Raw genomic sequence first — 14,301 nt, 5'->3', positions numbered from 1 at the left:
GGGGTCCAGGGGGCGAAGCCCCATGGCAGGGGGCCTGGGGGATGTGCCCCCAGAAGCCTCTAAGAAATGGACGGGGGTAAGAGCTCTAATTACCCGGTAGGTTTCATGGGCTACCTCCAGGCAGAGTGAAGCCATTCCTCTCCATAGAAGGATGGCCACCACGGAAGTTGAAAAAATGCTTATTCAGGATAAAATTTGGGAGAGGAGGAAACATGATAAAGTGGAAATCCATTGCACTCCTTGTCTCCTTCCCCCTGCTCCTTCTGTGGCCCTTCTTCCTTCAGGGCAAAGTCCTCTTCTGGGGAACCCCCATTGTCCAGTTTTATCCCTGGCGGAATCTGGCCGTTTCGCTCCTCAGCCAGAACGCCCTGCCCTTCTGGAACCCTTTTGCTGGAAGTGGTTCCCCTTTGCTGGCTAACCATCAAACGGCCGTCTTATACCCCCTCTTTAACCTTTACTTCCTCCTTCCTGTGGAAAGAGCTTTAACCCTTGATGTATCCCTGCACCTTGCACTGGCCGGGATTTTCATGTATTTTTGTGCTCTCGGCTTCGGATTGAGGGACAAGGCAGCCATCTTAGCAGGGCTCGCTTACATGGGGAACGGCTACATCGTTTCAAGGCTCCACTTCCCCACCATGGTGAATACCCTGGCCTGGTTGCCCATGGCCATTCTCCTGACCCGGAAACTGTGCCAGAAACCCTGTTCAAAGACAACGGTTGCTCTTGGAGTGATAGTGGCAGCCCAATTCCTGGCAGGCCACGCCCAGCTCTGGACCTACACCCTCTTCCTCGCTCTTCTCCTGGTTTTGTGGGAATCAACAGTGGGGAAAAAGGGGAGCAGGCCAGCAGCCTGCTTCCTGGCCTCCCTTGTGCTCGGAATCCTCCTGGCAGCGATTCAATTCATCCCCACGGCGGAGTTCGCCGTTAATTCAGGGCGTAAGGGCGGGATACCCGAAGAAATCGCCCTAACCTATTCTCTCTGGCCCTGGAAGATAATCTCCTTTTTGTTGCCTGATTTCTTTGGCAATCCAGCCAAGGATGGATACTGGGGCTATGCTAACTACTGGGAAGATTGCGCCTATACCGGAGTTTTAGTCTTTGTCCTGATGGCTCTGGCCCTGTCGCAGTCCTCACAAAAACGCCTGAAGCTCTTCTTACTCATCATTATAGCCCTTGCTTTTCTTCTGGCCTTGGGCAAAAACACCCCCTTTTACCCTTTCCTTTACCGTCACCTTCCTGGCTTGGACCTGTTCCGGGCTCCCTCTCGCTTCCTCATTTTATACTCCTTCGCCGCATCCCTCCTCTCAGGCTTCGGAGCCCAAGCTGTGATGGCTAAACCTTTTCCTCCGGCTACTTTAAAGAGGGTGGGGGCCGGAATAGTGGGACTTTTCGTGGCCGCTATAGTGGCAAAATTCCTCCCGGAAATTAAACCATCCTTTGCCCGGAGTTTGCTCATCTTCGCCCTCGCCTCGGCTGGAGCAGGGTTTGCCCTGCATTTGTTCCCTCGTAAACCATTCCTCTCTTTACTCCTTCTGGAAGCAGAACTTCTGGCTTACGGGTGGGGCTTTCACCCTTTCACTGACCCCGCCCTGTTCCACCTTCCCACCAGCACTTCTGAATTCCTGAGCCCCCGGCTTCAGAGCGAACTTTTTCGCCTCTATACCTTCGGCCCGGATGATTACCACCTGAAATATAAAGTCTTTTTCCGCTTCGATCGGTTTGGCCCATCCAGCCCCGATTACTGGATGAAACTGCGGGAAACCCTCATCCCCCAGACCAACATGATAGCAGGGGCCATATACCATGCTGGCATCTTTGACCCCCTCACTGTAGGGAAATACGGAGAATTCCTGGAGCTGGTGGACAGGTTACCTCAGGAGCAGGCTCTCAAGCTCCTAGGCCTTCTTAACGTCCGCTATATCGTGGAACCGACTTCTCCTGAAAGCCCCGAAGTCAGGCTCTGGGAAAACCCCTATTTCCTTCCGCGGGTAAGGCTCGCTTATCAGGCCATAAGCGTCCCTAAAGGGGAAGAATTAAAAACACTATCCGCTCCAGATTTTGACCCCCGTATAGTCCTCCTCAGTGATGCTGCAGCTACAGCCTCTTTGACTCCGGGAGAAAAAGACACTGTTACGGATTTGCATTATGGTGCGGGGATTGTTAAGATAAAGTGTGTCTTGGAGAAGGGCGGATACCTGGTCCTGAGCGAGACTTTTTACCCCGGCTGGCGGGTGTGGGTGAATGCCAGGCCAGTTCCTTTGCTGCGGGCTTATCACACCCTGATGGCGGTTAAACTTGAGGGAGGAGAACACGAAGTGGTTTTCAGGTTTGACCCTACCTCTTTCAAACTCGGTCTTGGCCTCACCATCGGAGCTCTGATGTTCGTGGCCTCTTTCATAGTAGGAAAGGAAGCTCAGGCGCGGAGGGGAAAATGGTAGTGATAGATGGCTCTTACGGAGAAGGGGGAGGGCAGGTTCTGAGGATGGCCCTGGCTCTCTCGGCCATTTTGGGGGAACCTGTAAAAGTAGAGAACATAAGAGCCGGCCGACCTAACCCCGGCCTTCAGGCTCAGCACCTTACCGGGGTTATGGCCATTGCCCGGATATGCCAGGCCGAACTTAAGGGAGCAGAGCTGGGATCGCAGGAGCTCGTTTTTCGACCTCGCCGCCCTCCTGAGCCTGGCTCATACTTCTTTGATGTAACAGAAGCAAGAAAAGGTGGAAGCGCCGGGGCTACAACGCTGGTCCTGCAGACCCTGCTGATGCCCCTGGCCATGGCCAGAGGAACTTCTTACCTCACCCTTAAAGGTGGGACCCATGTCTCCTGGAGCCCGCCTTTCCACTATGTCAAAGAAGTGCTTTTTCCAACATTAGCCCGCATGGATATCCAAGCCAGGGCCGAAATAAAAAGGTGGGGATGGTATCCAGTGGGGGGAGGAGAAATAGAGGTCACGATTTATGGCGGGAAACAAATAAAGGGTATAACCCTGAACGAGCGGGGTAAACTCAAGCTCATAAGGGGGCTTTCTGCCTATTCCAACCTTCCAGACCACGTGGGCCAGAGGCAGAAGGAACGAGCTTTAGAGCTTCTGCGCCGTCACGGCTTTGAAGCCAGCGTTGAAGTAGTGAAAGCTCCCTCCCCTGGCACGGGCTCATGTTTAATTTTGATAGCCGAATTCGAAAACGCCCTGGCAGGCTTTACATCTCTCGGGGAAAGGGGCAAGCCTGCTGAAAAAGTAGCCGAAGAAGCTGTCCGCGAGTTTCTGGACTATTTCAAAAGCGGGACTGCCCTTGACCGCCACCTGGCCGATCAGCTCATCCTTCCGGCCGCCTTGGCACAAGGGTCAACATCTTTCACCACTTCTTGCCTCACAGGGCACCTTCTGACAGGTGTATGGGTTGTGGAACAATTCATGGGGAAAAAATTCCTGGTGGAAGGCAAGGAGGGAGGTCCAGGCAAAGTTTCAACCGTTTAAATGTAGAAACGGCCTGTAGCCGGCACAATCTTCTGCTGGAAGTTGGTCACAAACTCTCCAAGGCGCTCCTTCAGCTCTTTGTATTCCCGACTTTCCAGCAGCTTTCTGGCCGTCTCTACATCTTCCACCAGCCCCCCCGTTATTATCTGAGGGCCGTTCCCGAAAATGGTATACCATGCTTCCACAATCTGGACCCCCATCTTCATGAGGGTTGGAGCAAATTCCCGCATCACAAAATCAAAATATTCCCCCTCCCTGCCGGGCTTTATGTCCCAACTGAAGACCAGTTTGACCATAAGATTTGCCCCTCAAAGGATTTACAATCAAAGCATAGCATACAATCGCTTCAGACGCAAACTTTTACCGACGAATTTGAGTGGAAAAATCGTAATCTGTGAGCTGGAGAAGCCAGACCCTCAGCTCAGCGCCTTTAAGGGCCGGTTCCCACTCAAATTCAACTCTGTTATCCCCCGCCTGAGTTTCCACCGCGAAAGATATGGGCACAGGCTGCTGGGATGAAATTTCAATAGAGTGAGAAGATGTGCTTGTTTTGACCTTTAACGTGCCACTGGAAGGGGAGCTCACCTCCATCGTAAGGTGAAGGACGGAAGGCCCCGGAGCATGAAGGAAAATGGAGCCTTCTTTCTTGAGGCTGCGATATGAGCCGTTGAAATCCCCCCATCCTTCACCAAGGAAGAGAAAAGGGACAGGCTTTTCAGGAGGGAGAACCCGGTAAACAATAAGCCTTTCGTCCCTGTAAAAAAGCTCGCTATCTCTGAAAGCTTCCGAGGCAAGGGCCAAGGTTTTACCCCTTTCTTCATCGCTCGCCATCTGGTAAAAATCAAAAATGACATACTTCACCCCAAGGTAAGCCATCACCGAAGGAGTGAGCTGAGCCAGATCCACTTTGATTATATCCTCCCTCAGGTGACGAAAATGCTGTAATACCGGCATCCTTTTCACCAGGGTACGAGGATCCTCCCGGCTCGTATATCCGGAAACCAGCCATTTGCGGTGGACAGTCTGATAAAGGAGGTAATGGGGTCTATCCCAGTTCATCGGCAAGTTGATGATGTTAAACTCTCCTGGCTCCTGCGCCAGCTTCCAGTAGAAATCGGGAGTGTCGGGAGGGGTGAAGGGATAAGGGGCTGGCCAGTACTCCAGAAGGATAAGGAAGGCCAGCGTTGGGGAAAGGCGGCGGCCAAGAGCCTTTGCCCCTAGCGCTGCTAGCACCCCCAGGCTTAAGGTCACCATAAGGGAAAAACGGCTCACAGTGCGAGCCATGGCTATAAATGGGATTTGCCGAAGAAAACTGTAAGGCAGTGGCAGGGGCAAAGTCTCGCCCAAAATGCGAAGGTAAGGCCCCAAAGCCATTAGCATGAAGAAAAATCCTGTAATCAGCCAGAGGGAAACGCTTTCCGCTTTCTTCCTCCAGGCTACCAGCGCCAGGACCAGAGAAGTATAGCCCAGGAAAACTGTCCTTTCCGAAGGTGGAGTCACGAAGTTTTTAGTGATTTTCCCGGCCAGTTCCCCCCAAAGGGGGTGGAATTCCGAAGGAGTGACAAAAGCCAGCAAATCAGCTGAAAAGAGAATGGGCTCCCAGGGAGGGGCAAACATGTATCGATAGTGAAGCATCTCCCACAACATGGGAATAAGAAGCGGGGAAAGGGCAAGGACTCCCAGCGACCAAATTGCCCCAACCTTCAGGAGAACCCTCAACGTGAGGCTTTTCTTCCAGGCAAGCCAACCCAGGTAAAGGGCGGTAAAAAGGGCCAGGTATACGCTCTGATACCAGTCGGTGAGAGAGGATAAAACCAGGAAAACGGCAGGAAGCAGAGAAGACCCCCCACGTTTGGCCCGAAATAGAAAAAGGATAAAAAAGGGAACCCATTCGGTGGAAAAAACCTGCATGTGACCCAGAAGGTGAGCGGAACGAAATGGAGAGAAAGCATAGATGAGGCCGGCGATAAAGGCTGCCCAGCGGGCCCGGGTAATTTCCAGAGCCAGGAGAAAAGCTCCGTATCCGGAAAGGAAAGAAGAGATAAAGACTATGAAGTTGTAAGCCACTGTGGTGCCAAAGAGGACCTGCAGCGGCATGGCCAGAAGGCCGTTGGGCAGATTGAGGGTGTGGAAAAGGAGGCTCACGCCCGTCGGATAATAAAGGTAATGGGTGAAGAAAGGAGAACTATGCTCTTCCAAGAGGGCTTTTGAAATCCACCAAAGGTTCCAGTAATTCTGCCACCCATCAAACCCATCGCCCGGAATAACCCTGGTGAAGAGCAGCGGAAGAGGCCAGAGCACAAGCAATGTTAAAGCCAGATAAGCCCCCAGTACAATTAAGTTCCACTTCATAAGCCTGCTATCGCCTCTTCAAGCTTCATGGAAAAAACCTGTGAAATGCCATCGTCATTCATAGTTACCCCCCATATTACGTCGGAAATTTCTACGGTGGCCCGGTTGTGAGTTATGACAATGAACTGAATCTGGCGGGATAAGTCCTTAAGGGCCAGGCAGAAACGCCCGATGTTTGCCTCATCCAGCATGGCATCCACCTCATCCAGAACGCAGAAAGGCACAGGCCTAACTTTGAGGATAGCAAAGAGGAAAGCCACGGCTGTAAGAGCTCGCTCTCCGCCCGAGAGCATCGCCAGCTCTTTGAGTTTTTTGCCCGGAGGGGCGGCCTCTATTTCAACGCCGGCTTCTTCCCGGTGACTGGAACCGGTAAGGATAAGGCGAGCTCTCCCACCAGAAAAAAGTTCCTGGAAATAGAGGTTGAAGGCCTCGTTCACAGCCCGGAATACCTCAGTGAAGCGTCTTTCCATCTCCCTGTCCAGCTCCTTTATCAGGCCCTTAAGGCGGGAAGCCGTTTCCTCCAGATCAGCTATCTGGGAGGTGAGGAAACGGTGGCGCTCCTCTAACGCCCTGAACTCTTCAGGAGCTTCCAGGTTAACAGGACCAAGACGCTTCAGCCGGCCTTTAAGGCGCTTGATTTCTTCCTCAAGTCCTGGGGGACTAACAGCTACCCGGGGAAGAGTGCGGATCAGATCCCCCAAAGGCAAGAGGCGTTGAGGGTCCTGGGCCTCCACAAGACCTAAATCCTCCTGGAGGCGATGGCGCAGGGAATTCATCTCCTCCCGGGCTTTTTCCACAGCCAGCCTCGCCTGCTGAAGGAGCAACTCACAATGGTTCAGGCTCCTCTGGGCTTCTTCCCTTTTCTTCAAAGCTTCCTGTTCCTTTGCCCCCAGTTCTTCTGCTTCCCCCTCCAGAGCCTCTACCCTCTGCATGAGCTCATCCAGAGCCGGCTTTTTCCCTTCAAGGATTCCGATGCTTTCCTGAAGACTTAGAAGGCTTTTCTCCAGCTCCCGCGCAGTTGATGCAACCTTATGACGCAGAACTTGCAGTTCGCTCCTGGCCCTTTGCAGATCTTTCTCCAGAGAAGCCTTCCTCTCTTCCCAAACCTGGGGATCCACAAAGGTAAACCCTGGTTCTCCACCTAACTCCTCAAGGGCTTGCTGGATTACCCCCAGCTCCCTGGAAGCCCTCCCCTCTTCCAGCAGGAGGGACATTTTCTCCCTTTCAAGCTTGCTGAGCTGGCGTTCATACCACTGCAGTTCCCCCTGGATTTTATGCCTGCGAAGCTCCAACTCCTTCTCCCGCTCGCTCAGCGAAGCCTCCAAACGGTCTTTCTCCCGGGAAACCCTTCGCAATTCTTCCTTCGCTTCCTGCAGAGACTTTTCCAGCGCCTTAGCCCTCAAATTCAAATCTTCCTTTTTCTTCTGGATAAGGCGCAGCTCAGCTTCCACCGTTTCTTTCTCGGCCAAGAGGCTGGACCTCCCCCCCTTTATCTTTTCCATGGCTCCAAAGCTGTGCAATTTTTCCCCCTTTAGAGTAACCACCTGGTATGGGAATTTCTCCTCCGATAGCTCCTCGAGAGCCCTGAGGGCAGAATCCATATCCCTCACCACCAGGGTCCGCCCCAATAGCACCCCCACCAGGGGTAGGAGATAATCCGGAGCCTTCACCAGCTCCGAAGCCAATCCTATAACCCCATCGGTTCTGGGAAGCGTAAGGGGGGAAATTTCCTGCAGGGGCGTAAGAAGAAGCAAGACATAGCGTTTATCTTCCGGAAAAGAGGCTAAAACTTCGCCGGCTTCCTGAATAGAATAAGCTACCCATCCTTCCTGTAAAGGAGATAAAGCAGCCTCCAGCGCTTTTTCCAGGCCGTGAGGAACTTTAAGTAAGTCGATCAGTGGGCCACGGAAATTGCCGGGAGGCGAAACTTTGAGGGAATTTTCCAGAACCTTAAAACGGGCGAGGAGTGCTTCTTCTTTGCCCTGAAAGCGACTTAATTCACCCTGAAGGCCGAAAAGCTCAGCCTCAACCTTCTTGACGGCAGTAAGGATTTCCTTTTCCCGCTCCTTTATCTCACCAACCTTTTTACCCTTCTCCTGCGCAAGAGAGGCCAGCTCTTTTTCTACCGAAGTCAGCACCTCCGAAAGTCTCTCCTTTTCTCTCTGAGCGGATGCTATTTCTCCTTCAAGTTCGGATATTTTACGGCGCACTTTCTCAAGTCTATCCAGGATTTCCGTTTCCCTTCTCTTCAACTCGGCCGCCTTGCGCTGAGGGGATCTTTCCCAATTTTTGCGAGCTTCCTCCAATTTTCTCCTGGCTTCTTCTACCTCCAGGTAATGCTTTTCTCGCCCTCGCAGTTCTCCTTCTAACTCCTCTTTCTGGCGGGTAAGATGCCTTATCCTCTCTTCCAATACGGCTATGTTGCGCTGGGCTTCCTGAAAGGCTCTTTCTTCTTCCAGAGCCCTGCGGCGCAAGAGGGAGAGCTCTTCCTGCAATCGCCGGCGCTTAAGGCGGATTTCTTCCAAATCGCGGTGGTGCTTTTCCAGGTTCAGGCGAGCTTCTTCAACAAGCTTGAGGATTCTCTGCTCTTCCCGGGCAGCCTCCCGGAAGGCTTCAGCCTGAAGGTGAAGTTTGTGCCCATACCAGATTCTGAGGAGATGGTTCAATTCCCCGGAAAGAGCCATGTACTCCTGAGCCTTAAGGCTCTGCTCTCTCAACTTCTCAAGGCGGGGCGATATTTCAGCCAGGATGTCTTTGAGACGTACCAGGTTTGCTTCAGCTTCCTCCAGTTTGCGAAGAGCTTCTTCTCGCTTCCCCCTATAAATAGCTATTCCTGAAACTTCCTCCAGAAGCGCTCTCCTTTCCTGCGGCTTAAGCAATAAAGCTGCATCCACGAGGCCCTGACCTACAAAAGTGTGAGTTAAATGGTGGAAGCCCGCTGCTGCCAGGAGCTCTTCCACATCCTTCAGGCGCACCCTTTGACCGTTGAGCAAATACTCGTTTTCACCGGACCGATAAGCTCTGCGGGTTATGGTTATCTCAGAAAAATCCAGTGGGAAAGAGCCCTCGGCATTATCGAGGGTTAAAGAAACCTGAGCCACCCCCATCTGGGGACGTCTGGAGCTTCCTGCAAAGATTATGTCCTCTGTGGAGCGCGCTCTGAGGCTTCGGAAGCTCTGCTCCCCCAGAGCCCACCGAATGGCATCGGCTAGGTTGGATTTGCCGCTCCCGTTAGGCCCTATTATGGCAGTGATACCTTTATCAAAAGCGATCAGGGTTTTGGTGGCAAAAGATTTAAACCCGTAAAGTTCAAGGTTCTTGAGGCGCATAGATTCTATCCTTGCTGAGAAGGCTCCGCACTTCTTCCCTTACAGCCCTGGTGACGGCACGACTGCGGAGGATCTTCCCAAGGAGAGCTTCATCGTATCCTTCACTCCGGAGATGACGCGCTATCATCTCTGCCTTTTCCCCCTTGCCGGCAACTATGTTAACTACAAGTTGCCACTCCAGCGGAACAACGTTTACCTTTCCCCAGACAAAGGGAAGTACGCGCACGTGAGGCCATAAATTGAAAGAAATTAAACTTTTTTCACCCTTAACTTTTAAGTCGCCGATTACTTCCACCCTGACCCCTTCAACTTTGAATTGGGCCAAAAGAGAGGCAAAATGTTCGTTTTCCTTCCACCTGAGGGGAGAAAGGGTAAACTCCCCAAGGTTTGAGCTTAAAGCTCTGGCCCCCCTTCGATCAGTGACCAGGTCAATATCATGAGGGGTTAGAGGTAAGCCATAAAGGGCTAGAGCAACGCTTCCGGCCAGTGCCCACCGGTGCAACTTCTCCAGGAAAGGCAAAAGCTGCAGTAGTGAAAGCCTTATCCGCCGGGGCAGCTTCCAGGAAAGGTCTTTTTCCGAAATTTTCTGGAGGGTTTCCAGAGCAATCCTGGCCGCCTCCACGGAAGCCTGCTGCTTACTGGACCCTTCCCCTTTCCCCCACAGCTTTTCTCCCAGGAAAACCCCCACTACGAAGGTCCTGGCATGTTCAGGGCCCCTTTCTTCAAGGGTTCGGTAAGAGGGGGTTACTCCAAGCCACTCCTGGATGAACTCCTGCAACCTGCTCTTGGGATCCATCCCGATGGTTTCCAGAAAGAGCTGGTCCAGTTCTGGCTCTATGAAGGGCTCGAGAAATGTTTTTACTGCGTCCAGATCTTTATCCAGGTAAATTGCCCCGATTAAAGCTTCAAAGGCGCTTCCCAAGATAGAACTGCGCTCCCTGCCGCCTGATTCCTCTTCCCCTCTCCCCAGAAGCAGGTATCTTCCCAAGGATATCTTCCGGGCAAACTGGGCCAGAGTTTCCCCTTTCACCAGAGAAGCCCTGAGCCAGGTGAGCTCCCCTTCCCTCATTTCGGGAAAGCGGTGATAGAGGTAATCCCCCACTACGAAATCCAGGACTGCATCACCCAGGAATTCCAGACGTTCGTTATCGTTCAGGGGGAAAGAGGGGTTTTCGTTAACGTAAGAAGTATGGACAAGGGCCTGCAAGAGCAGGGCCTTATCGGTGAAGTTAATGCCTAATTTTTCTTCCAGCTCAGCAAAATTTATAGAGGGGAGTTCTTTCATGCTCCAAAAAATTGAGGGCACATCCCTCAAAGCAACCGATGAGGGAGGGCCCCTGCCATAGAAATCATTAAGGCGGAGGGAGTGGGATTCGAACCCACGAGGGGCTTCAAACCCCTACGCGTTTTCGAGACGCGCGCCCTCGGCCTCTAGGCGATCCCTCCACTGAATTATTATAGCAAACCCAGTTCACCATCGCAAGCTGGACGGAAACTAAGGCTCAGGGCTTCGGATAAACCCCAGTAAAGCTTTCCAGGCTTCCAGGGGAGAGGAAAAGGGGTTTTCAGAAGGAGGAGATGGCTCGAAACGAGGAGGGAAGCTTTCAGGCGCAAGCGGATACGAAGAAATGGATTCCCCAGGCCGAACAAGGCGCTGCATCCGCCAGAATTCTTTGAGGTAAGCCTCGCGAGAAGGAGCCAGCACTTCACCGGAAGCAGTGGAACTTTCAATCCCCAGAGCTCTAGCCTTAGCTTTCAGTTCCTCCCTCAACTCAAGCTGCTGATCCCTCTCATGAAGGGCTGAGGTTAAATAAACCCTTGCTTCCGCCGTCTCCAGAGCCTCCGTTACAGTAATATAGAAGGCAGTAACCACCCATCCCACGAATATGAGACCAATAATCCAGCCCACATTTATCTTTATTCCTCTCTGGAAGAACCTGCCCCAGAATTCCTGCATTCTTTCCTCAGGGGTAAAAGCCTTCCCTTTCGGCCTGTGAAACCAGAACCCTTCTGGTGTTTATGTACCACCTGTTCAGAGTGCGAAACCTATCGGCTGAAGAAAACACAGGGCCCAGCTGCACCCCCTTGAGCTCCTTCCTAGCCCCGAAAAGGTAAAGGGGGTAATAGAGGATAAAGGCCGGCACTTCCTCTGCAAAAAGCGCCTGAAATTGGAAGTATAAATCCCGGCGAGAGGATAAGTCAGGGGTAAGGCGAGCCTCCTCCAGCAGGGCGTCAAATTTAGGGGAAGAATACCCGCTGAAGTTCTGCCCTTCTTTCTTCTGGCTTGAATGCCACAAAGGGTAAAGATCGGGGTCGGGGCCGAATTCCCAACGCACTATGGCTGCCTCAAAATTGCGAGGGTAAAGGAAATCCCGCACCAGACTGGGATAATCAAAAACCTGCGGGATTGCCTCTACTCCAATTTTTCTCCACTCATCAGCCAGGAGATAAGCCAACCTCGCATTCTCCGGAGAGCTGCTTGCGAGAAGGATAAAGCTCAACTTTTTACCTGCTTTATCCCGGATCTTATCCCCATCGGTATCTTCCCAGCCCGCTTTTTCCAGAAGAGCTGAAGCTTTTTCCAGATCGTAAGGGTAAGACTTGACCTCGGGATTGTAAGCCCAGGAGCTGGGCCAGATAGGACTGTGAGCTTCTACCCCGTAGCCCTTGAGAACTTCCCTTATTATCGCTTTGCGATCTATAGCATGGCTGAGGGCCTGGCGAACTTCCCTTTCCTTGAAGAAAGGAGTGTTGGGGTTATCAAAATTCAGGAGCACCATTGTGTATCCAGCAACAATGCCCGAATATACGGCCAGATCTTTCATGGTGGCTGCTTCCGGGACAAGCTGGTAAGGTATGCGTGCCACCCCCATAACTTCTCCCAATTTGAGAGCCTCGAAGGCGCTTTCGTAATCGGGGTAGAAACGAAACTCTATTTCGGTAAGGTAGGGCTTCGGGCCATAGAAATCAGGGTTTGCCTCCAGCACAAGGCGAGTAGCATCCATCTCCTTTAGCCGATAAGGGCCCGTGCCCGTAGGCTCAAGGTTGAAACGCGATTGAACCATCAAAGAATAGGGGATTCGGGACCAGAGGTGAGCTGGTATAATGCCTATTGAGGCATAAGTGAGGAATGGGGCAAAGGGCTCTTTAAGGGTAAAACGGACAGTATAAGGGTCATCGCTTGAAGCTTCCACGTTTTTCCAGAATTCTTGGAGGGAAGGAAGACCCGGGAACTCCGGTGAAGCCAGAGCTCTGACGGTGAAAAGGACGTCTTCAGCGGTAAACGGAGTGCCATCGTGCCAGCGTATATTACGGCGCAGATGGAATGTATAAGTGAGACCATCGGGTGAGATTTCCCATCGTTCGGCAAGGGCAGGGATAGGCTTGCCTTGATCGTCCAAGGCAATCAACCCGTTGAAAATGAGGGAGCAAATATCTTGGTCCAGCTCGTTAAATTGGCTGAAAAGAGGGTTCAGAAAGCGCGGGTTGCCTGCCACCCCCTCTATATATCTTCCACCTGGCGCTGGAACGATTACAGTGCTATACTGAATTGCCCCGTAGGAAAGAATACCCCCCAGGAGGGCAAGAGCAGTGAATAAGACAAGAAATTGCCACCGGATAAAGCGAACCAATGCTGTCCTCAGCAATATGAGAACTGCGGTGCAGAATTTTTCACTGGAAAAGGATAACGCTTAGGAGGGAGACAAGGAGGAAGAGAGCCGATAGGACGATGGCTGCCTGGAAAAGAACTTTCTCCACACCACGCCGGGTTCTGTATATCCCACCTTCGCCGCCGAAGATAGAGCTCAATCCTCCCCCCTTGCTCCCCAGGAGTATAACTACTATAAGAGCGAGGGAGATTATTATCTGGATGAGGTAGAAGTAAGTTCTCATTTTGCTGCACCCTCCTTATTGCCTAAAGGTTATCATGACGCTTACCCCTTCCTCTTCAGCGTGGATGGTCACGGAAGCTGTTCGGTCTCCTTTTTCAAAATTAAGCATAACCATGTTTTCCATTTCCAGTGAGCCTTCAGCTGGAGCCCAGCCGTTAGCGGGCATTTTCTCTTTGTAGAATTTTACAGCCTCCTGGAAAGATGCAGCGCTCTTGTAAGAGATAAACCCCTCCATAGTCATCATATCGGAGGCGTCGGCCAGAATAGGGATATCTTCGGGCTGCAACTGAGCGCACTCTGGAGGCACTTCAATGGTAAACGGCGAATTGAGGTCTGTAACCTCCCATGTCCACCTTAAAGTTCCCTCGCCTTTTTCGTAGAACACGTCTCTTCCGGAAGCCTCCAGGGTCTCCTTAAGGACGTAACCTTCGGGGGCAACCCAGACTTCTCCCCTGACTTTAACGAAGCCTCCCCAGGTAAAGGCCTTTTCGTCAAAAGTGTAACGTTTAGCCCTTACACCCGCCACGGTCTCATAGCCAACGAAAGTTCCCCCCGAAATGCCAAATTCAGGAGTGAAACGCGATAAAAAGTCGGTTTCAGCGGTAGCGGTTGTGAAACAGTTTCCTTCCGCTATGTAGTAAGTTTTATCCTTCAATTGCACAACGACCAAAGTTCCCTTTACCTCTGAGCTCTTAAAGGTAAGGCGACGCGCCGGTGGATTAGCCGTATATTCCTCAAGCCAGTGCGTTTCCCACTTTACGGGGCTACCGGAGCTATCCTTACCATCAAAGGTAACATACCAGTGGATCCGGTAGCTAGAGAATTTTTCCAGGCCATGGTAGAAATTTTCCACCTCGAGAGGCTCCTCAGTAGGGGTAGGCGTGGGGGTAAATTGAGGGGTCTCTTTAAGCGGCAGTGATGGTTCGGGGGTAGCGGCAGGGCCAGGCCTGCAAGCAGCTATGGCCAAAGCCAATACCGCCACTACCAGCAAAAGATTTTTAGCCTTAAACATTTGTCCCTCCTTGAAGTTTGGCCTAATTATAAACCTTACCCGGTAGAAGTCAAAATGCGCTGGATAGTTCAAGTGCTCCCACAGAACGGAGCAACCCGTAGCCAAAGGCAAAATTAAGGTTAACCAGCAAGTCACCTCCTCATTAAATCCTCATCTCTTTTCAAAGCCCGCCAGCCGCATGTGTCACAGAAGGGAGACCTGGGGCTTCAGTTTTCAGAATTCGCCAGCCAAAGAGATGTT

Annotated in this window: 10 protein-coding genes and 1 tRNA gene; 2 read left to right on the top strand and 9 right to left on the bottom strand. The window is 52.0% G+C overall.

Features of this window, described 5'->3' with window-relative positions; all coding sequences use genetic code 11:
* Positions 1-212: 212 nt before the first annotated feature.
* Together NZ653_01440 and rtcA are read left to right on the top strand one after the other, a co-directional pair.
* On the top strand, positions 213-2,438 hold the full coding sequence (locus NZ653_01440; protein MCS7285792.1) for a YfhO family protein: 2,226 nt from the start codon (positions 213-215) through the stop codon (positions 2,436-2,438).
* On the top strand, positions 2,432-3,475 hold the full coding sequence (gene rtcA, locus NZ653_01435; GenBank protein MCS7285791.1) for an RNA 3'-terminal phosphate cyclase: 1,044 nt from the start codon (positions 2,432-2,434) through the stop codon (positions 3,473-3,475). The genes NZ653_01440 and rtcA overlap by 7 nt, the downstream gene beginning before the upstream one ends.
* On the opposite strand, the gene NZ653_01430 is transcribed toward rtcA, so the two are convergent.
* The 9 genes from NZ653_01430 to NZ653_01390 form a co-directional block, all read right to left on the bottom strand.
* The gene (locus NZ653_01430; GenBank protein ID MCS7285790.1) at positions 3,472-3,771 is read right to left on the bottom strand and encodes a hypothetical protein; all 300 of its coding nucleotides are present in this window, start codon (positions 3,769-3,771) and stop codon (positions 3,472-3,474) included. The two genes, rtcA and NZ653_01430, sit on opposite strands and share 4 nt — an antisense overlap.
* A gap of 64 nt (positions 3,772-3,835) precedes the next feature.
* Entirely contained in the window at positions 3,836-5,827 is a 1,992-nt protein-coding gene (locus NZ653_01425) for a hypothetical protein (protein ID MCS7285789.1), read from the bottom strand.
* Entirely contained in the window at positions 5,824-9,156 is a 3,333-nt protein-coding gene (locus tag NZ653_01420) for an AAA family ATPase (protein ID MCS7285788.1), read from the bottom strand. The genes NZ653_01425 and NZ653_01420 overlap by 4 nt, the downstream gene beginning before the upstream one ends.
* Positions 9,137-10,441, bottom strand: a complete 1,305-nt coding sequence (rnc, locus tag NZ653_01415) for a ribonuclease III (GenBank protein MCS7285787.1) — start codon at positions 10,439-10,441, stop codon at positions 9,137-9,139. Before rnc ends, NZ653_01420 begins: the two co-directional genes overlap by 20 nt.
* Before the next feature lie 73 nt (positions 10,442-10,514).
* A tRNA-Ser gene (locus NZ653_01410) sits at positions 10,515-10,602 on the bottom strand.
* A 49-nt stretch (positions 10,603-10,651) separates the two neighbouring features.
* Positions 10,652-11,113, bottom strand: coding sequence for a hypothetical protein (locus NZ653_01405; protein ID MCS7285786.1), 462 nt, complete (start codon positions 11,111-11,113; stop codon positions 10,652-10,654).
* Between the two features lie 7 nt (positions 11,114-11,120).
* Complete coding sequence (locus NZ653_01400; GenBank protein ID MCS7285785.1) at positions 11,121-12,788, bottom strand: ABC transporter substrate-binding protein; 1,668 nt, start codon at positions 12,786-12,788, stop codon at positions 11,121-11,123.
* A 40-nt stretch (positions 12,789-12,828) separates the two neighbouring features.
* Complete coding sequence (gene secG, locus NZ653_01395) at positions 12,829-13,050, bottom strand: preprotein translocase subunit SecG (GenBank protein ID MCS7285784.1); 222 nt, start codon at positions 13,048-13,050, stop codon at positions 12,829-12,831.
* A 15-nt stretch (positions 13,051-13,065) separates the two neighbouring features.
* On the bottom strand, positions 13,066-14,061 hold the full coding sequence (locus NZ653_01390) for a hypothetical protein (GenBank protein MCS7285783.1): 996 nt from the start codon (positions 14,059-14,061) through the stop codon (positions 13,066-13,068).
* Positions 14,062-14,301: the final 240 nt, after the last annotated feature.

It is taken from the genome of Anaerolineae bacterium (genome assembly GCA_025062375.1).
Taxonomy (GTDB): Bacteria; Chloroflexota; Anaerolineae; order SpSt-600; family SpSt-600; genus SpSt-600.
The sequence above is the reverse complement of the archived record's forward strand: the minus strand, read 5'-3'. Positions and strand labels throughout refer to the sequence as shown.

Excerpts from the sequence above, each read along its gene's own strand:
- NZ653_01425 (MCS7285789.1), bottom strand. The coding sequence starts at position 5,827 with ATGAAGTGGAACTTAATTGTACTGGGGGCTTATCTGGCTTTAACATTG.
- NZ653_01420 (MCS7285788.1), bottom strand. The coding sequence starts at position 9,156 with ATGCGCCTCAAGAACCTTGAACTTTACGGGTTTAAATCTTTTGCCACC.
- rnc (MCS7285787.1), bottom strand. The coding sequence starts at position 10,441 with ATGAAAGAACTCCCCTCTATAAATTTTGCTGAGCTGGAAGAAAAATTA.
- rtcA (MCS7285791.1), top strand. The coding sequence starts at position 2,432 with ATGGTAGTGATAGATGGCTCTTACGGAGAAGGGGGAGGGCAGGTTCTG.
- NZ653_01390 (MCS7285783.1), bottom strand. The coding sequence starts at position 14,061 with ATGTTTAAGGCTAAAAATCTTTTGCTGGTAGTGGCGGTATTGGCTTTG.
- NZ653_01440 (MCS7285792.1), top strand. The coding sequence starts at position 213 with ATGATAAAGTGGAAATCCATTGCACTCCTTGTCTCCTTCCCCCTGCTC.
- NZ653_01430 (MCS7285790.1), bottom strand. The coding sequence starts at position 3,771 with ATGGTCAAACTGGTCTTCAGTTGGGACATAAAGCCCGGCAGGGAGGGG.
- secG (MCS7285784.1), bottom strand. The coding sequence starts at position 13,050 with ATGAGAACTTACTTCTACCTCATCCAGATAATAATCTCCCTCGCTCTT.
- NZ653_01405 (MCS7285786.1), bottom strand. The coding sequence starts at position 11,113 with ATGCAGGAATTCTGGGGCAGGTTCTTCCAGAGAGGAATAAAGATAAAT.